Genomic DNA, 21,126 nt, shown 5'->3' on the forward strand with positions numbered 1-21,126 from the left:
GTCCCGGCTTGTCCAGTCCGGCGCCTGTCCGCATCGAACGCCGCGGCCGGGTGCTGCCCCATCGCAGCGCCTCACTCGTGGCGCAGCGCCTCGATGGGGTCCAGCCGCGCGGCGCGGCGGGCCGGGAAGTAGCCGAACAGCACCCCGATGCCCGCCGAGAACACGAACGACAGCAGGTTCACGCCCGCGTGGAACACGTAGGGGATGCCCATCACCTGCGCCAGCGCAATCGACGCGCCCGTGGCCAGCACGATGCCGATGAGGCCGCCCAAAGCAGCCAGCACCACGGCCTCGATGAGGAACTGCATCAGCACCTCGCGCTCCAGCGCGCCGATGGCCAGGCGCAGGCCAATCTCCCGCGTGCGCTCGGTCACGCTCACCAGCATGATGTTCATGATGCCAATGCCGCCCACCAACAGGCTCACGGCCGCCACCGCGCCCAGCAGCGTGGTCATCACGCGCGTGGTGCCCGAGAAGGTGTCGGCCAGTTGCTTGGTGTCCAGCACGTTGAAGTTGTCATCGTCGGTGTCGGCCAGCTTGCGGCGTTCGCGCAGCAACTCGGTCAGGCTGGCCTTCACGCGCTCGGGGTCGCTGCCATCCTTCATGGACACCAGCAGCGTCGGCACGCGCGTGGAGCCCGTCACGCGGCGCTGCAGCGTCTTGAGCGGCAGCAGCACCAGATCGTCCTGGTCGTTGCCGAAGGCGCCTTGCCCCTTGGAGGCCAGCACGCCCACCACCTCGCACGAAAACTGGCGCACGCGCACGCGCTCACCCAGCGCATCGCCGCCGGCGAACAGCTCCCGCCGCACCGTCTGGCCGATCAGGCACACGGCAGCGCCCACGCGCAGCTCGTCGGAGGTGAATTCGCGCCCGCTTTCCAGCGTCCAGTTGCCGGTCTGCAGCCAGGCATTGGTGCTGCCCATGACGCTGGTGGCCCAGTTACGCCCGTTGGCCACCACGGTGGCGCTGGTGCGCGCCTCGGGCGCCACGGCCAGAATGCCGCCGATCTGCTGCGCGATGGCCTCGGCATCCACATCCTTGAACGAGGGTGCGCCGCCACTGCCGCCGGGGCCCAGCCGCTGGCCAGGACGCACTTGCAGCAGGTTGGTGCCCAGGCTGGAGATCTGCGCCTGCACCGCCAGCGTCGCGCCGTTGCCCAGCGTGACCATGGTGATCACCGCGCTCACGCCGATCACGATGCCCAGCACGGTGAGAAAGGACCGCATCAGGTTGCGCCGTATCGAGCGCAGCGCCTGCAGCAGGGAGTTGAGCAGCATCATGGCGCCACCTCCCCCGTGCCTGCACTTGCAGGCGCTTCCCGGGGCACCTGCGCATGCGGGTGCGGATTGCGCTCGTCGCTTTCGATGCGCCCGTCCACGAAGCGCACGATGCGCCGTGCGTACTGCGCCATGTCGGGCTCGTGTGTGACCATGAGTACGGTGATGCCCTGCTCGGTGTTCAGGCGCCACAGCAGTTCCATGATCTCGCGGCTGCGCTGCGTGTCCAGGTTGCCGGTGGGCTCGTCGGCCAGCAGCACCGTAGGCTCGGTGACGATGGCGCGCGCAATCGCCACGCGCTGCTGTTGGCCGCCGGACAGCTCGGCCGGTGTGTGGTGCTCCCAGCCCTTGAGGCCCACGGCGTCCAGGGCGCGGGCCGCAGCCGCATGGCGCGCGGCCGTGCTCTCGCCGCGGTACAGCAGCGGCAGCTCCACGTTCTCCTGCGCCGAGGTACGCGCCAGCAGGTTGAAGCCCTGGAACACGAAGCCCAGGAAGCGCCGCCGCAGGCGCGCACGGTCGTCGCGCGACAGCGAGTGCACCGGCAGCCCGCGAAACAGGTAGGTGCCCGCGGTGGGCCGGTCCAGGCAGCCCAGCACGTTCATGGCCGTGGATTTGCCCGAGCCGCTGGGGCCCATGATGGCCACGAAGTCGCCGCTGTCGATGTCCAGGTCCACGCCCTTGAGCGCCTGGAAGGCCAGCGCGCCCTCGCCGTACACCTTGGTGATGCCGCGCAGGCGGATCAGCGGCTGCGCATCGGCGGGCGCCATCATGGCTTCGCCCCGCTCGCAAGCTGGTCGGTGATGACCTGCATGCCCGGCTGCAGCTCGTCGCTCTCCACCTCGGTGACGCGGCCGTCGCTGATGCCGGTCTTCACACGCACGGGCTTGGGCGCGCCGTCCTGCAGCACCCACACCTGGCGCTGGGGGCCGTCGCCGCGGTTGCCGTCCGCACCCGCGCTGCGTCGCTGGCCCGAGGGGCGCGGCATGCGCGGCATCAGCTGGGACATGATGCCGCCGCTGCCGCCCGCGCTTGCGCCAGAGCTGCCCTGTGCACCGGGCCGGCCTGCCTGGGGGGTGTCCCCCGCCGCGCTCGCGGGCTTGAAGCGCAGGGCCGTGTTGGGCACGGTAAGCACGTCATTGCGCTCGGTGGAGGTGATGGTGGCCGCGGCCGTCATGCCGGGGCGCAGGCTCAGATCGCCGTTGTCCACCTCCAGGTAGGTGATGTAGGTGACCACGTTGTCGGTCTTGGTGGAGCCGAAGGCCACGCGCGTGGTGCGCGCCGGGTAACGCCGCGAGGGGTAGGCGCTCACGGTGAAGGTGGCCTTCTGGCCCGGGCGCACCGAGCCCACGTCGGCCTCGTCCACGTTGACCTCCAGGCGCAGCTTGGTCAGGTCCTCGGCCAGGGTGAGCAGCGTCACCGCCTGCAGCGACGCGGCCACGGCATTGCCCGGCTCCACCGCACGCGAGAGCACCACCCCGTCGATCGGCGATCGGATGGAGGCCTTGGTGACGTTGGTCTCGTCGGTGGCCAGCGCCGCGCGCGCATCTTGCACGCTGGCGCGCGCAGCGGCCTCGTCGGCCTGGGCGCGCTCGTAGGCGGCGCGGCCGGTGTCCAGCTCGGCCGCCGAAGGCACCTTGCCGCCGGACAGGCGTGCCACCTCCTCCAGGCGCGACAGGCTGGCGCGCGCCTCCTGCATGGTGGCCTGCGCCTGTGCCAGGCGCGCCTGCGCCGACGCGACCGAAGCGCGCGAGCGCAGCACCTGCGAGTCGAGCTTGGTGGTGTCCAGCTCCACCAGCACCTGGCCCTTCTTGACCTGGTCGTTCACGTCCACCAGCACGCGGCGCACGGTGCCCGAGAGTTCACTGCCAATGTTCACCGACCGCGTGGGCTGCAGCGTGCCGTTGGCCGCCACGGTGAGCGTGATCTGCCCCCGCTGCACCTCCTGCGTGACATAGCGCGGCGCCGCCTGGGCGCGCTGGCGGTCCTGCCAGTACCACCAGCCGCCGGCAGCGGCGGCCAGCACCAGCACGGCCAGCCACAGGGTGATGCTCTGCCACCAGCGCCGGCGCAGGCCGTCGCCCAGCAGGGCCTGCAGGCTCTGCGGGGCCGCCGCGGCGGCATGGGAAGCGGGGGCGCTGGAAGAGCTTGGGGATTCTTGGTCGGTCATGGTTCTTGCCTGGGAAGGCGCTGCGTCGGCGGCAGCGCCGGGTCATTCAGCAGGTTTTTTGGGGGGGCCGCTCAGGGCGCGGGCCAGCCGCCTCCCAGCGCCTTGTACAGGCGCACATGGTCGGTACTCACGCTGGCGGCCGTGCTGGCCACGCTGTCCTGCGCGGACAGCAGCGTGCGTTGGGTGTCCAGCACGGTCTGGAAGTCCACCAGCCCGCTCGCATACTGGTTCTGCGCCAGCAGCGCCGCGTTGCCCGCAGCCTCGGCCGCGGCGGACAGGCGCTGCAGACGGTCACGGTCGCCCTGCAGCGCGACGAGCGCATCTTCCACATCCTTGAGCGCGCCGAGCACCGATTCCTCGTAGCCCACCTGCGCCTGCTGCAGCGCAGCCTCCTGCGCGCGCACCTGGGCACGCAGCGCCCCGCCATCAAACACCGGCAGCGACACGCTGGACAGCAGCGACGCCACCGTGGCGCCCCCACCCGTGAGCGCGCCCAGCGTGAGGGCGCGCAGGCCCAGCGTTCCGCTGATGCGCAGGCTGGGCATGCGCTGCGCCTCGGCCTGGGCGACGCGCTCCCAGGCGGCGCGCACGCGCTGCTCGGCCTGGCGCACGTCGGGGCGCTGGCGCAGCGTGTCTGCGGGGAAGGCCAGCGCCAGGTCCGCCGGCGGTTGGGGCACGGGCGCGGGCGCGGCCAGGGCAGCGTCCAGCGCCGCGGGCGGCTGGCCGGTGAGCACCGCCAGCGCATGCCGCGCCTGCGCGATGCCCGCCTGCAGCGTGGGCACCTGGGCGGCGGTCTGCTCCACGGCGGCGCGGGCCTGCTCGGCTGCCAGCGAACTCGCCAGCCCCGCCTGCACACGCCATTGGACGATCTGCGCGGTTTCGCTCTGCGCCGCCAGGTTCTGCTGGGCAATCTGCAGGCGCTGCTGCTGGCTGCGCAGGCTGATGTAGTTCACCGCCACCTCGGCGGCCAATGCCACCTGGGCGGCGGCCACGCCTTCCTCGGCGGCCAGCAGGTCGGCCTCGCTGGCGCGCACCCCGCTGGACAGGCGGCCAAACAGGTCGGGCTCCCAGCTCGCGTCCAGTCCCGCCTGGAAAGTGTTGCCGGTGCTGCCATTGCTGCGGCTGCGCTGGGCGGAGCCCGATGCGTTCACGGAAGGCAGCAGGCCGGCGGCCTGCACGTCGCGCTGGGCACGCGCCTGCTCCACGGCGGCGCGTGCGCTGCGCATGCTGGTGTGCGACTGCAGCGCGCGTTCCACCAGGCCGGTGAGCTGCGCATCGCCCAGTTGCCGCCACCACTGGGCCAGGTCTTGCGGGGTCGCGGCCGCGCCGCCCTGCACTGCCCCCTGGCCGGCCCAGGCGGCGGGAGTGGCCACCGCCCCCTCCAGCGCGGGAGGCGGCCGCGTGGCGCAACCGGCCAGCACCAGGGCGGCCAGCAAGGCCAGTGGCGCCGAAGCGCGCGGGCGACGGCGGGAGCGAGAAGGAAGCGCTGCGGCAAACATGAGGGCAATTGTTACAGCGCTCCTTGTCAGCGCCACCTGCGGCAGATGAACTTTTGTAAAGAAAACCGGAGAACCCGTGGCGTGGCACGCTGCTACACTTGCGTGCCAAACGCCCGCGTGGCCTCGCCGCCGCGGCCGCCCCTCGAAAAGGAGTTCCCATGCCCCCTCTTCCCCTGCTGATCGACGGCGCGCCCCGGCCCGCCTCGGGCGGCGCCACCTTCGAGCGCCGCAACCCGCTGGATGGCCGCATTGCCACCACGGCCGCTGCGGCCACCCCCGAAGACGCCGTGGCCGCCGTGCACGCGGCCGCCCAGGCCTTTCCCGCGTGGGCCGCGCTGGGCCCCGCCGCGCGGCGCGACCTGCTGCAGCGCGCCGCGCAGGCCCTCACGGCGCGCGCCGATGCCTTCGCCGCCACCATGGCGGCCGAGACCGGCGCCTCTGCCGCCTGGGCCGGCTTCAACGTGCACCTGGCCGCCAACCTGCTGCAAGAGGCCGCCGCCCTCACCACGCAGATCGCCGGCGAGGTGATCCCGTCCGACATGCCGGGCAGCCTGGCCATGGGCGTGCGCCAGCCCGCCGGCGTGGTGCTGGGCATGGCGCCGTGGAATGCGCCGGTCATCCTGGGGGTGCGCGCCATTGCCACGCCGCTGGCGTGCGGCAACACGGTGGTGTTCAAGGGCTCGGAAACCTGTCCGGCCACCCACCGCCTCATTGCCGAGGCGCTGCACGACGCCGGCCTGCCCGCGGGCGTGGTGAACTTCATCACCCATGCGCCCGGCGATGCGGCCGACGTGGTGGAGGCCATGGTGGCCCACCCAGCCGTGCGCCGCGTGAACTTCACGGGCTCCACCAAGGTAGGGCGGCTGGTGGCGCAAACCTGCGCGCGCCACCTCAAGCCCGTGGTGCTGGAGCTGGGCGGCAAGGCCCCGCTGGTGGTGCTGGACGATGCCGACGTGGATGCCGCCGTGAACGCCGCCGTGTTTGGCGCGTTCGCCAATTCGGGGCAAATCTGCATGTCCACGGAGCGCCTGGTGGTGGACGAGGCTGTGGCCGATGCGTTCGTGCACCAACTGGCCGAACGCGCCCGCGCCCTGCCGCTGGGCGACCCGCGCCAGGGCCCCGTGGTGCTGGGCCCGGTGGTGGACATGGCCACCGTGCAGCGCTGCAACGCGCTGATCGACGACGCGCTGGGCCAGGGCGCGACGCTGGTGTGCGGCGGCAAAAGCGACACCCCGCTGATGCCCGCCACGCTGCTGGACCGGGTGACGCCCGCCATGCGCATCTACCACGAGGAGACCTTTGCCCCGGTCAAGGCGATCGTGCGGGTGCGCGGCGTGGAGCAAGCCATCGCCACCGCGAACGACACCACCTACGGCCTGTCGGCCGCCGTGTTCGGGCGCGACGTGGCGCGCGCCTGGAACGTGGCCGCACGCATCGAGTCCGGCATCTGCCATGTGAACGGCCCCACGGTGCACGACGAGCCGCAGATGCCCTTTGGCGGCGTGAAGCAGTCGGGCTGGGGGCGCTTTGGCGGCATGGCGGGCGTGCGCGAGTTCACGGAACTGCGCTGGATCACGGTGCAGACCGCGCCGCGCCACTACCCGTTCTAGCTTGCTACCAAAATGTGAGCTACCAGCGCTTGATAGACAAGCGCTGGAGCCTATTTTGACCCATATCTTCAGGCCGCGAGCGTGATGGCGTCCAGCGGCCAGCGCGGCTTCACGTCGAAGGCGTAATCGCGGTTGGGCTGCTGCTGCCCGGCCTGCAGGCGCATGGCCGCGGCCATGGCGATCATGGCGCCGTTGTCGGTACACAGGTGCAACTCGGGGTAGTGCACACGCACCTTGGCTCGCGCGCAGGCCGCGTTGAGTTGCGCGCGCAGATGCCGGTTGGCGCCCACGCCGCCGGCCACCACCACGCGCTGGAGCCCTGTTTTCTGAAGGGCGGCCAGCGTCTTCTTGACCAGCACCTCCACGATGGCGGCCTCGGTGCTCGCGGCCAGGTCGGCCTTGCGCGCGGACAGTTCGTCGCCCAGCTTCTTGGCCTGGGTCAGCACGGCGGTCTTGAGGCCTGCGAACGAGAAGTCCAGGTCGCCGCTGTGCAGTAGCGGGCGCGGCAGTTTGAACGCGGTGGCGCTGCCCTGCTCGGCCAGGCGCGACAGCGCCGGCCCTCCGGGATAGCCCAGGCCCATGAGCTTGGCCGACTTGTCGAAGGCCTCGCCCGCCGCGTCGTCGATGGTCTCGCCCAGGATCTCGTAGCGCCCCACGCCCTCCACGCGCATGAGCTGCGTGTGCCCGCCCGACACCAGCAGCGCGACGAACGGGAATTCGGGTGGGTCGCTGCTCAGGAACGGTGATAGCAGGTGGCCTTCGAGGTGGTGCACGCCCAGCACGGGCTTGTCCAGCGCTGCGCCCAGCGCGCAGGCCACGCCCGCGCCCACCAGCAGCGCACCCGCCAGGCCCGGCCCGCGCGTGTAGGCCACCACGTCCACATCCTCCAGGCGCTCGCCCGATTCGCGCAGCACCTCGCGGGTCAGCGGCAGCACGCGGCGGATGTGGTCGCGGCTGGCCAGCTCGGGCACCACGCCGCCATAGGCCTGGTGCATGTCGATCTGGCTGTGCAGCGCATGCGCCAACAGCACGGGCACGGCGCCGCCCTCGCCGGCGCGCACCAGGGCCACGCCGGTTTCGTCACAGGAAGATTCGATACCGAGGATCAGCTGACTCATGCCCGCGAGTGTAGTGGCCGCCCCCCGCGCCCGCCGGGCCGGGGGCAATCGCACGCCCGCGCATACCCGGACGGCGGCTACCAGCGGTCGGAGCGCATGCGCAGCTCCCACTGGCCCTTGCGCAGCTCGTACACGCCCACGGCGCCATAGCGCAGCTCGCCCCGGTCGTCCCAGGCCATGGTGCCGGTGACGGGGGCGTAGCCGTTGATGCCGCGCAGCGCGCGCGTGATGTCGGCGGGCGCGGCGGAGCCGGCCTTCTTGATCGCCTCGCTGACCACGTACACGGCGTCGTAGGTGTAGTGGCCGCCATAGGCCGGGGGCTTCTGGAAGGCGGCGATGTACTTCTCCAGGAACTGGCGGCCGGTGGTGAACTCGGCCACGTCCAGCACCGGCGAGGTGGCGTAGATCCCGTCGATCACGCCCATGCCCTTGGCCATGTCGGCCGTCTTCACCAGGTCGCCGCCCAGCAGCGCCACACGGCTGTGGCCCAGCTTCTGCAGTTCCTGCAGCAGCGCCAGCGCCTGGAAGTCGTTGAGCATGCAGACGATGACGCGCACCTGCGCCTCCATGAGCCGGGCCGCCAGTTCAGCAAAGGCCACGGTCTTGTCGTCGAAGCTCTGGCGCACGGCGATGTGCTTCTTGGCCGCCAGCAACTGCGCGGCCGCGCCCTCGGCCAGTCCCTTGCCGTAGGGCGAGCCGTCGTCGACCACCGCGTAGGCATCGGCGTTGAGCTGCGCGGCCGCGAACGCCCCGATGGCGCGCGCCTGCAGGTTGTCGTTGGCGACGATGCGGAAGGTGGTGGCCAGCCCCAGCTGCGTGATGCGCGGGTTGGTGGAGATGATGAGTTGCGGCACCTCCTTGGCGGCATAGATGGGCGCGGTCTCCAGGCTCACGCCCGAGTTCAGGTGCCCGATGACGGCCACCACGCCCGATTCCAGCAGTTGCTGCGCAGCCGCCTTGCCCGAAGCGGCGTCCGCGCGGTCGTCCTGCGCCACCACCTCCAGCGTCACGCGCTTGCCGTCCACGTTCAGGCCGGATCGGTTGATCTCGTCCACCGCCAGCTTCACGCCATTGAGCAGGTCCTGCCCCAGACCCGCCAAGGGGCCGGACAAGGGCTGCGCCACACCGATCTTGATGGTGTCCGGCACCTTGCTGCATCCCGTGATCCACCCGCCCACTCCCAACGCCGCCAGCCCCAGGCTGGCGGAAAAACCGCGTCGTTTGATTCCCTGCTGCACAGTCGACTCCTCTCTCATTCATGTGGATATGTGACAGGATGTTCGCGAAAGGATGCCGCCCGCGCCAGGGGGATTGCCCGCGGCCCCAACCGGCGCGTTTCGGCAATCTTCCACAACGCATCGGGGCGGGTGTGGCGTATTTCTTGCTGGCGCCTGCGGCATGACTGAACAACTGCGGATCGTGGTGGTGGCGCCGGACCTGGCGGCCGACGGCGACGCGCACGCGGCGCTGCAGGCCGAGCGTTCGCGCGCGCTGCGCATCGGGCTGCTGGAGAACGGCTTCAACCTCGTGGCCACGCTGCCGGGCGACATGTTCCTGGGCGAGCGCCTGGCCCAGTTGCAGCCCGACCTGGTGATCGTGGACGCCGAAAGCGAGGCGCGCGACGCGCTGGAGCATGTGGTGATGGCCACGCGCGAGGCGCCCCGCCCCATCGTCATGTTCACCAACGACGAGGACACGCGCCACGTGAAGGACGCGCTGGCCGCGGGCGTGACGGCCTACATCGTCACGGGCCTGGCACCGCAGCGCATCCGCCCCATCCTGGAGGTGGCGCTGGCCCGCTTTGCCCACGAACAGGCGCTGCGCACCGAACTGGCGCAGGCACGCACCGCCCTGCACGAGCGCAAGACCATCGACCGCGCCAAGGGCCTGCTGATGCAGCGCCAGGGCCTGACCGAGCAGCAGGCCTACGAGCGGCTGCGCCGCGCCGCCATGGACCGCGGCCTGCGCCTGGCCGAGGTGGCGCAGCGCATGCTGGACGCGGCCGATTTGCTGGGTTGATGCGCCGGTTTGTGCATTGCACAAATGCGGTGCATCCGATGCCGCGCCGCACGGCCATGAAGCATTCAAACAAAACGGGGCTGGAACGCCCGACCATCAAGCGCAGACAGCTATCAAAATGAAAGCAACCCCAGAGATGGCACACCGCTTGCAATAGGCCTTGTGACCACCGCTGGTCACGCACCAGGCCCTTCCAACGGCGGAAGGGCCAGGCTCCCAGGACAAAGGCGTCCCCACCCGCCCGGACAGCGCACATGCGCCGGCCGCGCGGCGTGAGGACGCCTTTTTCCGTTGCTGCACTGCTTTTTTGACGACCCCAAAGGACTCTTGCATGACCGATCTGCTCCACACCCGAATCCCCCGACGCACCGTGCTGCAGGCGGCCACCGTGGGCGCCGTGGGCGTGAGCCCCGCGCTGCGTGCCCTGGTGCACGCCCAGGGCTCGGACGCCCCCGAGAAGAAAGAGGTGCGCATCGGCTTCATCCCCCTCACCGACTGCGCCAGCGTGGTCATGGCATCGGTGCTGGGCATCGACCAGAAGTACGGCGTGAAGATCATCCCCACCAAGGAGGCCAGCTGGGCCGGCGTGCGCGACAAGCTGGTCAACGGCGAGCTGGACTTCGCCCATGTGCTCTACGGCCTGGTCTACGGCGTGCATCTGGGCGTGGGCGGTCCCAAGAAGGACATGGCCGTGCTGATGACGCTCAACCACAACGGCCAGGCCATCACGCTGTCGCGCAAGCTGGCCGACAAGGGGGCCGTCAACGGCGCAGGCCTGGCCCAGCTGATGGCCAAGGAACGGCGCGAGTACACCTTTGCGCAGACCTTCCCCACCGGCACGCATGCGATGTGGCTGTACTACTGGCTGGCCGCGCACGGCATCCACCCCCTGAAGGACGCCAAGGTCATCACCGTACCGCCCCCGCAGATGGTGGCCAACATGCGCGTGGGCAACATGGACGGCTTCTGCGTGGGCGAGCCCTGGAACCACCGCGCCATCATGGACGGCATCGGCATCACCGCCACCACCACGCAGGCGATCTGGAAGGACCACCCAGAAAAGGTGCTGGGCACGACCGCCGACTTCGTGCAAAAGTACCCCAACACCGCACGCGCCGTGACGGCCGCCATCCTGGAGGCCAGCCGCTGGATCGACGAAAGCCTGGCCCACAAGAACCAGATGGCCGAGACCATCGCCGGCAAGGCCTACGTGAACACCAGCGTGGACGCCATCAACCAGCGCATCCTGGGGCGCTACCAGGACGGCCTGGGCAAGACCTGGGACGACCCCGACCACATGAAGTTCTATGGTGGCGGCGCGGTGAACTTCCCCTACCTGTCCGACGGCATGTGGTTCCTGACCCAGCACAAGCGCTGGGGCCTGCTCAAGGACCACCCGGACTACCTGGGCGTGGCCAAGGCCATCAACCGCACCGACGTGTACCGCCAAGCCGCCACGGCCGCGAAGGCCCCCCTGCCCGCGAGCGACATGCGCAGCCACAAGCTGGTGGATGGCGTGGTCTGGGACGGCAAGGACCCCGCGAAGTACGCCGACGGTTTCAAGCTCAAGGCCTGACGCCCCGATCGCCCCACCCCCACCAGGAGAAACCATGGTCAGTGCCGTCTTTCACAGCCCGCTGGAGCCGCAAGCGCCGGCCGGCGCGTCCGATGCTCCCAAACCGATAGCTGCCAGCACTCATCCCACAAGCGCTGCAGGCCCAAAAGCCTCAGGGCCTGCCAGCCCACCCCCGCGCAGCGACGCGCGCCAGCGCTGGAACGCCCTCTGGCTGGCCGTGCTGCCGCCGCTGTGCGGCGTGGGCCTGCTGCTGGGCCTGTGGGCCGTGGTCTCGGCCACCACGGGCCAGAGCATTCCTGGCCCGCTGCAGACCTGGGCGCAGGCGGTGGAGATCTTCAGCGACCCGTTCTACCGCAACGGCCCCAACGACCAGGGCGTGGGCTGGAACGTGCTGGCCAGCCTGCAGCGCGTGGCCGTGGGCTTCGGCCTGGCCGCGCTGGTGGGCATACCGGCGGGCTTCGTGATCGGGCGCTTCGCGTTCCTCTCGCGCATGTGCAACCCGGTCATCAGCCTGCTGCGGCCCGTCTCGCCGCTGGCGTGGCTGCCCATCGGCCTGCTGGTGTTCAAGGGCGCCAACCCGGCCGCCATCTGGACGATCTTCATCTGCTCCATCTGGCCCATGGTCATCAACACCGCCGTGGGTGTGCAACGCGTGCCGCAGGACTACATGAACGTGGCGCGCGTGCTCAACCTGAGCGAATGGAAGATCGCCACCACCATCCTGTTCCCGGCGGTTCTGCCCTACATGCTGACCGGCGTGCGCCTGGCCGTGGGCACGGCCTGGCTGGTGATCGTGGCGGCCGAGATGCTCACCGGCGGCGTGGGCATTGGCTTTTGGGTGTGGGACGAGTGGAACAACCTGAACGTCACCAACATCCTGGTGGCCATCTTCGTCATCGGCGGCGTGGGCCTGCTGCTGGAATGGGCGCTGGTCCGGCTGGCCACGGCCTTCACGTTCGAGGAGGTGCAATCATGAGCGACGCAAAATTCCTGCAGATCCAGGGGGTCGAGCAGACCTTCCGCACCGCCAAGGGCGTGTTTCCCGCGCTGCGCGGCATCGATCTGGCCATCGCCCGGGGCGAATTCGTGGCACTGATCGGCCACTCGGGCTGCGGCAAGAGCACGCTGCTGAACCTGATCGCGGGCCTGACCACGCCCACCGCCGGCGCGCTGATCTGCGCCGGGCGCGAGATCAAGGGCCCCGGTCCCGAGCGCGCGGTGGTGTTCCAAAACCACTCGCTGCTGCCCTGGCTGACCTGCGAAGGCAACGTGCACCTGGCCGTGGAACGCGTGTTCGGCGCGCGCGAGTCCAAGGCCCGGCTGAAGGAGCGCACCCACGCCGCGCTGGAACTGGTGGGCCTGGCCCATGCCGCGCACAAGCGCCCCGGCGAGATATCGGGCGGCATGAAGCAGCGCGTGGGCATCGCACGCGCGCTGTCGATGGAGCCCCAGGTGCTGCTGATGGACGAGCCCTTCGGCGCGCTGGACGCGCTCACGCGCGCACGGCTGCAGGACGAGCTGCTGGAGATCGTGGCGCGCACGCGCAGCACCGTGGTCATGGTCACGCACGACGTGGACGAGGCGGTGCTGCTGTCCGACCGCATCGTGATGCTCACCAACGGCCCCGCCGCCACCATTGGCGAGGTGCTGGACGTGGGCATTGCACGCCCGCGCAACCGGGTGGCGCTGGCGGAGGATGCGCGGTACCTGCAGTGCCGCAAGGCGGTGATCGACTTTCTCTACACGCGGCAGGGGCACGTGGAGAGAGCGGCTTGAGGGTTTTTGGGCTCTAGCGCTTGCTGGGTAAGCGCTGGCAGCTATTGTTTTTGATCATTTGCCCTTGGGTTTCATGCCGCTGGCCGGGGCGAGTCCCGGCCAGCGACGAAGAAACTCACACCGCAGGGCTTCACAGAGCCCGCGCCCCGATCGGCACAGGCCCGCCCGGAACACCGTCACCGCACCCCCGTGATGTAAAGCTCCATCTGCTCGATGATGAACTGCTGCTCCGAAATCACGCTCTTGACCAGGTCGCCGATGGACACCAGCCCCACCACGCGCCCGCCCTCCACCACCGGAAGGTGCCGCAGCCGGTTTTCTGTCATCAGCGCCATGCACTGCTCGGCGCTCTGCGCGGGCCGCACGAAGCGCACCGCGCGCGTCATCACCTCGCTCACCGGGGTGTCGCCCGAGGAGCGGCCCAACAGCACCATCTTGCGGGCGTAGTCGCGCTCGGTGAAGATGCCCGCGATCTGATCGCCTTCCATCACCAGCAGCGCACCGATGCCCTTGTCGGCCATGCGCCGCAGCGCGGTGAGCACGGTGTCCGAAGGTTCGACGGCATGGACCTGCCCATCGGCTTTGGTTCTGAGGATTTCTGCAACAGTCGTCATGGCTGCCTCCCTGGCTGTGGATGGAACGAAACCGAACACGCGCCCACAGTGTCCGCCGAACCAGGGCGGGCGCGCAACCGGGTTCAAAATTTGTTGCAACCAGGTGGTCGCAGCGCCCACGGGCCGGGCGAGTGCAGCTATGCTTTTGGAAGCTGCAGGCGCGGCCTGAGCCGCTGCGCTCAGCGCCGCCCACCCAGCAGGCTGCCGCCGATCTTGAACAGGTCGCCCAGGCCCACCTGGCCGTCGCCGTCCTGGTCCAGCAGGCTGCCCAGCAGATCGCCGCCGGGCGCGCCCGTGCGCTGCACCTGGGCGCGCTCCTGGCCCAGCACCTGCCCCAGGCCACCCGCGTCCAGCCCGTCGCTGCGCACCCGTTGCGCCAGGAACGCCATGACGATGGGCGCCAGCATCTGCAGCAGCTGACCGGCGTTCGCACCCAATCCGCTGGCCTGGCCCAGGCCGGCTTCGGCCCTCTCGCGGCCACCGCCGAAGATATGGCCCAGGATGGCGCCCGCATCGCCGCCCTGCCCGGCGCCGCCGGCCATGCCGCCGCCCAGCACCGACCCCAGCAGCCCGCCCAGGTCCAGGCCGCCGATGCCCTGCGCCGCAGGTGCCGCGGCGTCCATGTGATCGCGCTGCAGCGCCCCCATCAGCGACTGCGCACCCTGCGGCCCCTCGGCGTTGCGCCCCAGGGCACCCAGCAGCAGCGGCAGGGCCATCTCCACGGCGCTTTGCGTCTGGGCGATGTCGGTGCCCAGGCGCTGGGCCATCTGCTGCAGCGGCGCCCCCTGCAGGTGCTGCAAAAGCTGCTGGGTCAGCAGCGGGGTCGATGCGGAAGTGGAAGTATTCATGGCAGGCAACTCCTTCAGGCGGTGATGCGCGGCCACGGCAGCCGCGTCAGGCGTACATGGTAGGCGCTGCACGGCTTCGCTGCATGTCGATAGCTATCATTTACATAGCTTTAGGCGCTGAACACCCAAGCCTCAAGCGCCGATTTAACGCCAGCAGCTGACCCCCACATCCTGCCGGTGGGGGCTCTGCGGCGCGCGACGCCCTTTGACAATGCCTTGTAAAGAAGCATGAAGAATCGCTGCTACCACGGCAGCCTTGCCGTCAATGTGCGAAAGTGCAACGCGTGCCTGCAGAGCGGAGCGCCCTGCGACGCCCTTCCAGGCCCCGCTTTCCTGCTCTGCGCCACCCTTTCCAGACCTTGCGCCTTCGCCCCATGATCCACGCGACGACACCCGCGCCCATTGAGCGCCCCGCCCGCGCCCCCCGTCTTTCCGCTTCACCCGCTTTTTCCCCCTCGTGCACCTCTGCGGCCCGTCACGGCGCGCTCGCGCAGCGGCTGGCTGGCCTGGCCCTGGCGCTGGGCCTGGCGGCCTGTGGCGGCAAGGACGCGCCAGCCACCGAGCCACAGGGCCCCGCCGCCGTGGGCGTGGTCACCCTGCAAACGCGCGCGCAGCAACTGGACGCCACCTTGCCCGGCCGCACCCGCGCCTACCTGACCGCCGAGGTGCGCCCCCAGGTCTCGGGCATCGTGCAGCAGCGCCTGTTCACCGAGGGTGCGCTGGTGCGCAAGGGCCAGCCGCTGTACCAGATCGACGACCGCCCGCTGCGCGCCACCGAGGCCAGCGCCGAGGCCACCCTGGCCCGCGCCGAGGCCACGGCGCGCACGCAGGAGGCCAATGCGCGCCGCAATGCCGAACTGGTCAAGATCGACGCCATCAGCCGCCAGGCCTATGACGAGAGCCAGGCCGCGGCCGCGCAGGCCCGCGCCGACGTGGGCGTGGCCCGCGCCAACCTGGAGACGGCGCGCATCAACCTGCGCTACAGCCGCATCGAGGCGCCCATCGCCGGACGCATCAGCCTGTCCAGCGTCACCCCTGGCGCGCTGGTGACAGCCAACCAGGCCAATGCGCTCACCACCATCGTGCAGATGGACCCGATGTACGTGGACTTCACCCAGTCCAGCACCGAGCTGGTACAGCTCAAGCGCGACTGGGAGGCCGGCCGCTACCAGAAGGTGGACGGCAACCAGATGCGCGTGCGCATCCGGCTGGACGACGGCAGCGACTACCCGCACGAAGGCCGGCTGCAATTTGCGGGCGTGATCGTCAACGACACCACGGGCACGGTGACGCTGCGCGCCGTGGTGCCCAACCCCGACGGCGTGCTCATGCCCGGCATGTACGTGCAGGCGCTGCTGCCCACGGGCCTGGCCAGCGACGCGCTGCTGATCCCGCAGCAGTCCGTGCACCGCGACCTGACGGGCCGCGCCAGCGTGCTGGTGGTCAACGCCGACAACGTGGTCGAGAAGCGCCCCGTGGAACTGGCGCGCGCCTTGGGCAACCGCTGGCTGGTGGACAGCGGCCTGCAACCCGGCGAGCGCCTGGTGGTGGATGGCTTTCAACGCATCAAGCCCGGCGACAAGGTGGCGCCCCAGGTGGTGGACCTGAACACCAAGAAGGGCCCGGCCGCCGCGGCGCCAGCACCCGCCGCCAGCGCCACCCCCGCGGCGGGCCAGAGCGTGGACATCACCGCCCGCCCCGGCGCATCCCGCTGAGCACGAGGTCAGGCGCACATGGCCCAGTTCTTCATCAACCGCCCCATCTTCGCGTGGGTGCTGTCCATCATCATCATGCTGGCGGGCGGCCTGGCGATCTTCACGCTGCCGCTGGAGCAATACCCCGACATCGCACCGCCGCGCGTGACCATCTCCGCGCAGTACACGGGCGCTTCGGCCGAGACCGTGGAAAACTCGGTCACGCAGATCATCGAGCAGCAGCTCAAGGGCATCGACAACATGATCTACATGGGCTCGACGTCGGATGCGTCGGGCCGCTCGGCCACCACCCTCACGTTTGCGCCGGGCACCAACATCGACGTGGCCCAGGTGCAGGTGCAGAACAAGCTGCAGTCGGCCATGAACCGCCTGCCCGATGCCGTGAAGAGCCGGGGCGTGTTCGTCAACAAGGGCGGGCAGGACTACCTGGTCACCTACAGCTTCTTCTCGGGCGACCCGAACATGAGCGCGGTGGACATCGGGGACTACCTGAACTCCAACCTCGTGGACGTGATCGGCCGCCTGGACGGTGTGGGCGACATTCGCGTGTTCGGCACCTTCTACGCCATGCGCCTGTGGATGGACCCGGCCAAGATGGAGAAATTCCAGCTCATGCCGTCGGACCTGATCAGCGCGCTGAACGCGCAGAACGCACAGGTCTCGGCGGGCCAGCTCGGCGCGCTGCCCGCCGTGCCCGACCAGCAGCTCAACGCCACCATCACCGCGCGCACCAAGCTGCAGACGGTGCAGGAGTTCGAGGACATCGTGCTCAAGACCGCCACCGACGGTTCGGTGGTCACGGTGAAGGACGTCGCGCGCGTGGAACTGGGCCCCGATAACCTGTCGGTCAAGGCCAAGCTCAACGGCCGCCCGGGCGCGGGCATGGGCATCGTGCTGGCCGACGGCGCCAACGCCATGGCGGTGTCGGACGCCGTGGCCGCCAAGCTGGCGGAGCTCAAGCCCTACTTTCCCAACCAGATCGACTATTTCGTCAGCTCCGACTCCACGCCCTTCGTGCGCGCCTCGATCCGCGAAGTGGCCACCGCGCTGGGCGAGGCCATGGTGCTGGTGGTGATCGTGATGTTCATCTTCCTGCAGAACTTCCGGGCCACGCTGATCCCTGCGATCGCCGTGCCAGTGGTGCTGCTGGGCACCTTCGGCGTGCTGGCTGCGGCGGGTTACTCGATCAACACGCTGACCATGTTCGCGCTGGTGCTGGCCATCGGCCTGCTGGTGGACGACGCCATCGTGGTGGTGGAGAACGTCGAGCGCGTGATGCACGAGTCGGGCCTCTCGCCCAAAGAGGCCACGCGCCACTCGATGCGCGAGATCACGCCCGCGCTGGTGGGCATCGGCCTCACGCTGTCGGCGGTGTTCGTGCCGATGGCGTTCTTCGGCGGCTCCACGGGGGTGATCTACCGGCAGTTCTCCATCACCATCGTGGCGGCGATGGCGCTGTCGGTGCTGGTGGCGCTCACGCTCACGCCGGCGCTGTGCGCCAGCATCCTCAAGCCGTCCGCCCACCTGGGCAAGGACCCGCAGGTGCGCCGCGGCCTGCTGGGGCTGAACGACCGCTTCTTCCTCTGGTTCAACCGCCACTTCGAGACCAACACGCTGCGCTACCAGCGCGGCGTGCGCTGGATGCTGCACCGCGCCAAGCGCATGCTGCTGATCTTTGCCGCCATCTGCCTGGCCGTGTGGTGGATCATCGGCCGCGTGCCGACGGCCTTCCTGCCCGATGAAGACCAGGGCTACATCCTGGCCAACGTCAACCTGCCCGCTGGAGCCACCGACGCGCGGCTGCAGGACGTGCTGGACCAGGTGAATCTGTACTTCAAGGACGTGCCCGAGGTCATCAGCTTCAACCAGGTCTCGGGCCTGAACGGCGACCAGAGCTCGGCGCGCGCATTCATCCGCCTCAAGCCCTGGGATCAGCGGCCGCTGGCCAGCCAGTCCGCGGCGGCCATCGCCCACCGCGCCACCCAGGAGCTGGCCAAGATCCGCGACGCGCGCATCTTCGTGTCGCAACCGCCGGCCGTGCGCGGCCTGGGCTCCAACGCGGGCTTCAACTTCATGCTCAAGGACATCAACGGCCTGGGGCACGAGGCGCTGCTGGCCGCCAAGGACCGGTTCCTGGCCGAGGCGCGCAAGCACCCCGAGCTGACCAACCTGCGCACCACCAACCTGGACGACGCCACCGAGCTGCGCCTGGACATCGACGACCGCAAGGCCGCCGCGCTGGGCCTGAGCTACGACGCCATCAACAGCGTGCTCTCCAGCGGCATGGGCGGCACCTACGTGAACGACTTTCTGAACAACGGCCGCGTCAAGCGCGTCTACATCCAGGGCGATGCGCCGCACCGCATGCTGCCGCAGGACATCGGCAAGTGGACCGTGCGCAACAAGAACGGCGAGATGGTGCCGTTCGGCGCCTTCTCCAAGGCGCACTGGGCTTATGGCTCGCCGCAGCTCATGCGCTACAACGGCGCGCCCGCCTATGAGATGGTGGGCAGCGCCGCGCCGGGCGTCAGCTCGGGCGTGGCCATGAAGATCGTGGAGGACATCCTCAAGGGCCTGCCGCCCGGCATTGCGTACGAATGGACGGGCGCCTCGCTGCAGGAGCGCCAATCCGGCGCGCAGGCGCCGCTGCTGTACGCCATCTCGATCCTGTTCGTGTTCCTGTGCCTGGCCGCGCTGTACGAGAGCTGGACCGTGCCCCTGTCGGTGATGCTGGCCGTGCCGCTGGGCGTGCTGGGCGCGCTGCTGGCGACCTGGACGCGGGGCCTGGCCAACGACGTGTACTTCCAGGTCGGCCTGATCACCACGGTGGGCCTGGCCTCCAAGAACGCCATCCTGATCGTCGAGTTTGCCGTGCAGTTGCAGGAACAGGGCCGCAAGCTGCTGGATGCCACGCTGGAAGCCGTGCGCATGCGCCTGCGCCCCATCCTCATGACTTCGCTGGCCTTCGGCTTCGGCGTGGTGCCGCTAGCCCTGGGCACGGGCGCCGGCGCAGGCGGGCGCAATGCCATCGGCACGGCTGTGCTGGGCGGCACCGTGGCCTCCACGGTGCTGGGCATCTTCATGGTGCCGGTGTTTTTCCTGCTGATCCGCAGTTGGTTCAAGAGCCGCTCGCGCCAGGAAGACGCGGCCCAGCCTGCCCCCATCCACCCGGAGAGTGCCGCATGACGCGCCCCCATCCCTTCACGCCTGTGACCGCCGCCCTGGCCTGCGCCCTGGCGGCCGGCTGCAACCTGGCGCCACGCTACGAAGCGCCGCCGCTGCCCGTGCCGGACACGGTGGCATCGCCCCTGCCCCAGCCACCGACCGCCGGCGCCGTGGCGCTGCCGGACGGCGGCCCCATGGCCTGGCAAGACTTCGTGCAGGACGCCCGCCTGCGCACGGTGGTGGAACAGGCCCTGGCGAACAACCGCGACCTGCGCGTGGCGGTACTGGCCATCGACAAGGCCCGCGCGCAGTACGGCGTGGTGCAGGCCGACCGCTTTCCCACGGTGAACGCGGCCGGCGCGGGCAACCGCAGCCGCACCGCCGACGACCTGACCGCCGCGGGCCGCTCCAACACTACCAGCCAGTACAGCGCCACACTGGGCTTCAGCAGCTACGAGATCGACTTCTTCGGCCGCGTGCGCAACCTGAACGATGCCGCGCTGCAGGAGTTCCTGCGCGTGGCGGAGAACCGCCGCAGCGTGCAGCTCAGCCTGGTGGCCGAGGTGATCGGCGCCTGGCTCACGCTGGACGCCGACGCGCGCCGCCTGCAACTGGCGCGCGAGACCCTGCGCACGCGCCAGCAGGCCCTGGAGCTCACGCAGCGCAGCCATGAACTGGGCGCCAGCTCGGGCCTGGTGCTGGCGCAGGCCCAGTCGGCGGCCGACACCGCACGCGTGGATGCGGCCGCCTTCGTCTCGCAGCTGGCGCGCAGCCGCAACGCCCTGGCCCTGCTGGTGGGATCGCCCGTGCCCCCAGCGTTGTTGCCCGCCAGCGTGGCCACCGTGGAAACGGCCATGCCGGTCACGGCCATGGCGGGCCCGGCCACGCCGGCAACCCAGCCCGCTCCCGGCACCGGTACTGCGGACAGTCCTGCCCCCCGGTCCCCTGTCCCCGCGCTGGCCGATCCCGCGGCGCCCGCAACGGCGCTGCTCGCCGTGCCTGCAGACGTTCCGTCCAGCGTGCTGCTGCGCCGCCCCGACGTGCGCGCGGCCGAGCATGCACTGCAGGGCGCCACGGCCAATATCGGCGCGGCACGCGCGGCGTTCTTTCCGTCGATCACGCTCACGGCCTCGGTGGGCACGGCCAGCAATGCGCTGTCGGGCCTGTTCGAGGGCGGCAACGGCACCTGGGCGTTCGCGCCGCAGATCCGCCTGCCGATCTTCGACGCCGGCCGCAACCAGGCCAACCTGCGCGTGGCCGAGGTGACGCGCGACACCGCCGTGGCCCAATACGAGAAGGCCATCCAGACCGCCTTCCGCGAGGTGGCCGACGCGCTGGCCGAGCGCGCCACGCTCACCGAGCGCCTGCAGGCGCAGGGCTCGCTGGTGCAGGCCACACAGCGCACGCTGCAGCTGTCGGACGCACGCTTTCGCCTCGGTGCGGACAACTACCTCGCCGTGCTGGACGCGCAGCGCACGCTGTATGCCGCACAGCAGGCGCAGATCACGCTGCAACTGGCCGAGCAGGTCAACCGCGTGACGCTCTACAAGGTGCTGGGCGGCGCCTGGACGGACCCAACACCACCGCCGGCAGGCGGCTCCTGATTCCATCGCTGGCAGCGCTTGAGGGGCAAGCGCTGGACGCTGTTTTTGTTCAATTGCGGTGCACCGGGCGCGCACGCAGGGGCCACGCCACCGGCACAACATCCCCTACGAGGTCCGGGCGCCATCAGGACGCCAGCG

The 21,126-nt window shown here is 70.1% G+C and carries 16 protein-coding genes; 8 read left to right on the forward strand and 8 right to left on the reverse strand.

Going from position 1 to position 21,126, the window contains the following annotated elements:
* Positions 1–71: 71 nt before the first annotated feature.
* The 4 genes from BV908_RS09850 to BV908_RS09865 form a co-directional block, all read right to left on the reverse strand.
* Positions 72–1,277: an ABC transporter permease gene (locus BV908_RS09850; RefSeq protein ID WP_199856234.1), complete on the reverse strand. Its 1,206-nt coding sequence runs from the start codon at positions 1,275–1,277 to the stop codon at positions 72–74.
* Positions 1,277–2,047, reverse strand: a complete 771-nt coding sequence (locus tag BV908_RS09855) for an ABC transporter ATP-binding protein (RefSeq protein WP_011805980.1) — start codon at positions 2,045–2,047, stop codon at positions 1,277–1,279. Before BV908_RS09855 ends, BV908_RS09850 begins: the two co-directional genes overlap by 1 nt.
* The gene (locus BV908_RS09860; protein ID WP_103738011.1) at positions 2,044–3,444 is read right to left on the reverse strand and encodes an efflux RND transporter periplasmic adaptor subunit; all 1,401 of its coding nucleotides are present in this window, start codon (positions 3,442–3,444) and stop codon (positions 2,044–2,046) included. Before BV908_RS09860 ends, BV908_RS09855 begins: the two co-directional genes overlap by 4 nt.
* Before the next feature lie 71 nt (positions 3,445–3,515).
* On the reverse strand, positions 3,516–4,943 hold the full coding sequence (locus BV908_RS09865; protein WP_103738012.1) for an efflux transporter outer membrane subunit: 1,428 nt from the start codon (positions 4,941–4,943) through the stop codon (positions 3,516–3,518).
* A 158-nt stretch (positions 4,944–5,101) separates the two neighbouring features.
* Between BV908_RS09865 and BV908_RS09870 the strand changes: the two genes are divergently transcribed.
* On the forward strand, positions 5,102–6,553 hold the full coding sequence (locus tag BV908_RS09870) for an aldehyde dehydrogenase (RefSeq protein WP_103738013.1): 1,452 nt from the start codon (positions 5,102–5,104) through the stop codon (positions 6,551–6,553).
* A gap of 68 nt (positions 6,554–6,621) precedes the next feature.
* Here the strand turns inward: BV908_RS09870 and tsaD are convergent, their stop codons facing one another.
* Both tsaD and BV908_RS09880 read right to left on the reverse strand, forming a co-directional pair.
* Complete coding sequence (tsaD, locus tag BV908_RS09875) at positions 6,622–7,671, reverse strand: tRNA (adenosine(37)-N6)-threonylcarbamoyltransferase complex transferase subunit TsaD (RefSeq protein ID WP_103738014.1); 1,050 nt, start codon at positions 7,669–7,671, stop codon at positions 6,622–6,624.
* Positions 7,672–7,748: 77 nt separating this feature from the next.
* Positions 7,749–8,909 (reverse strand): branched-chain amino acid ABC transporter substrate-binding protein, encoded by a 1,161-nt coding sequence (locus BV908_RS09880; RefSeq protein ID WP_103738015.1) that lies wholly within the window; start codon positions 8,907–8,909, stop codon positions 7,749–7,751.
* A 160-nt stretch (positions 8,910–9,069) separates the two neighbouring features.
* Here BV908_RS09880 and BV908_RS09885 point away from each other — a divergent pair, with 160 nt between their 5' ends.
* From BV908_RS09885 to BV908_RS09900, 4 genes are all read left to right on the forward strand, one after another.
* Positions 9,070–9,690, forward strand: coding sequence for an ANTAR domain-containing protein (locus BV908_RS09885; RefSeq protein ID WP_103738016.1), 621 nt, complete (start codon positions 9,070–9,072; stop codon positions 9,688–9,690).
* Positions 9,691–10,021: 331 nt separating this feature from the next.
* Positions 10,022–11,266: a CmpA/NrtA family ABC transporter substrate-binding protein gene (locus BV908_RS09890; protein ID WP_011805987.1), complete on the forward strand. Its 1,245-nt coding sequence runs from the start codon at positions 10,022–10,024 to the stop codon at positions 11,264–11,266.
* 34 nt (positions 11,267–11,300) lie between these two features.
* On the forward strand, positions 11,301–12,242 hold the full coding sequence (gene ntrB, locus BV908_RS09895; RefSeq protein WP_103738017.1) for a nitrate ABC transporter permease: 942 nt from the start codon (positions 11,301–11,303) through the stop codon (positions 12,240–12,242).
* A complete protein-coding gene (locus BV908_RS09900; protein WP_011805989.1) occupies positions 12,239–13,042 on the forward strand; it encodes an ABC transporter ATP-binding protein in 804 nt (267 codons plus the stop codon). The genes ntrB and BV908_RS09900 overlap by 4 nt, the downstream gene beginning before the upstream one ends.
* A 176-nt stretch (positions 13,043–13,218) precedes the next feature.
* Here the strand turns inward: BV908_RS09900 and BV908_RS09905 are convergent, their stop codons facing one another.
* Together BV908_RS09905 and BV908_RS09910 are read right to left on the reverse strand one after the other, a co-directional pair.
* Positions 13,219–13,656, reverse strand: a complete 438-nt coding sequence (locus tag BV908_RS09905) for a CBS domain-containing protein (protein ID WP_011805990.1) — start codon at positions 13,654–13,656, stop codon at positions 13,219–13,221.
* Positions 13,657–13,835: 179 nt separating this feature from the next.
* Positions 13,836–14,504, reverse strand: a complete 669-nt coding sequence (locus tag BV908_RS09910) for a DUF937 domain-containing protein (RefSeq protein ID WP_011805991.1) — start codon at positions 14,502–14,504, stop codon at positions 13,836–13,838.
* 374 nt (positions 14,505–14,878) lie between these two features.
* Here BV908_RS09910 and BV908_RS09915 point away from each other — a divergent pair, with 374 nt between their 5' ends.
* Genes BV908_RS09915 through BV908_RS09925 form a run of 3 tightly spaced genes read left to right on the forward strand, consistent with a single transcriptional unit; the run spans position 14,879 to position 20,988 of the window.
* Positions 14,879–16,219, forward strand: coding sequence for an efflux RND transporter periplasmic adaptor subunit (locus tag BV908_RS09915; RefSeq protein ID WP_047350495.1), 1,341 nt, complete (start codon positions 14,879–14,881; stop codon positions 16,217–16,219).
* Between the two features lie 18 nt (positions 16,220–16,237).
* The gene (locus BV908_RS09920; RefSeq protein WP_103738018.1) at positions 16,238–19,405 is read left to right on the forward strand and encodes an efflux RND transporter permease subunit; all 3,168 of its coding nucleotides are present in this window, start codon (positions 16,238–16,240) and stop codon (positions 19,403–19,405) included.
* Positions 19,402–20,988 carry an efflux transporter outer membrane subunit gene (locus BV908_RS09925; protein ID WP_103738019.1) on the forward strand — a complete coding sequence of 529 codons (1,587 nt, stop codon included), beginning with the start codon at positions 19,402–19,404 and terminating at the stop codon, positions 20,986–20,988. Before BV908_RS09920 ends, BV908_RS09925 begins: the two co-directional genes overlap by 4 nt.
* The last annotated feature ends 138 nt before the right edge of the window (positions 20,989–21,126 follow it).

This window comes from Diaphorobacter sp. LR2014-1 (assembly GCF_002916785.1).
In the GTDB taxonomy this organism is placed as follows: Bacteria; Pseudomonadota; Gammaproteobacteria; order Burkholderiales; family Burkholderiaceae_C; genus Diaphorobacter; species Diaphorobacter nitroreducens.

Coding starts and splice junctions, on each gene's coding strand:
- BV908_RS09850 (WP_199856234.1), bottom strand. CDS start 1,277: ATGCTGCTCAACTCCCTGCTGCAGGCGCTGCGCTCGATACGGCGCAAC.
- BV908_RS09855 (WP_011805980.1), bottom strand. CDS start 2,047: ATGATGGCGCCCGCCGATGCGCAGCCGCTGATCCGCCTGCGCGGCATC.
- BV908_RS09860 (WP_103738011.1), bottom strand. CDS start 3,444: ATGACCGACCAAGAATCCCCAAGCTCTTCCAGCGCCCCCGCTTCCCAT.
- BV908_RS09865 (WP_103738012.1), bottom strand. CDS start 4,943: ATGTTTGCCGCAGCGCTTCCTTCTCGCTCCCGCCGTCGCCCGCGCGCT.
- BV908_RS09870 (WP_103738013.1), top strand. CDS start 5,102: ATGCCCCCTCTTCCCCTGCTGATCGACGGCGCGCCCCGGCCCGCCTCG.
- tsaD (WP_103738014.1), bottom strand. CDS start 7,671: ATGAGTCAGCTGATCCTCGGTATCGAATCTTCCTGTGACGAAACCGGC.
- BV908_RS09885 (WP_103738016.1), top strand. CDS start 9,070: ATGACTGAACAACTGCGGATCGTGGTGGTGGCGCCGGACCTGGCGGCC.
- BV908_RS09890 (WP_011805987.1), top strand. CDS start 10,022: ATGACCGATCTGCTCCACACCCGAATCCCCCGACGCACCGTGCTGCAG.
- ntrB (WP_103738017.1), top strand. CDS start 11,301: ATGGTCAGTGCCGTCTTTCACAGCCCGCTGGAGCCGCAAGCGCCGGCC.
- BV908_RS09900 (WP_011805989.1), top strand. CDS start 12,239: ATGAGCGACGCAAAATTCCTGCAGATCCAGGGGGTCGAGCAGACCTTC.
- BV908_RS09905 (WP_011805990.1), bottom strand. CDS start 13,656: ATGACGACTGTTGCAGAAATCCTCAGAACCAAAGCCGATGGGCAGGTC.
- BV908_RS09910 (WP_011805991.1), bottom strand. CDS start 14,504: ATGAATACTTCCACTTCCGCATCGACCCCGCTGCTGACCCAGCAGCTT.
- BV908_RS09915 (WP_047350495.1), top strand. CDS start 14,879: ATGATCCACGCGACGACACCCGCGCCCATTGAGCGCCCCGCCCGCGCC.
- BV908_RS09920 (WP_103738018.1), top strand. CDS start 16,238: ATGGCCCAGTTCTTCATCAACCGCCCCATCTTCGCGTGGGTGCTGTCC.
- BV908_RS09925 (WP_103738019.1), top strand. CDS start 19,402: ATGACGCGCCCCCATCCCTTCACGCCTGTGACCGCCGCCCTGGCCTGC.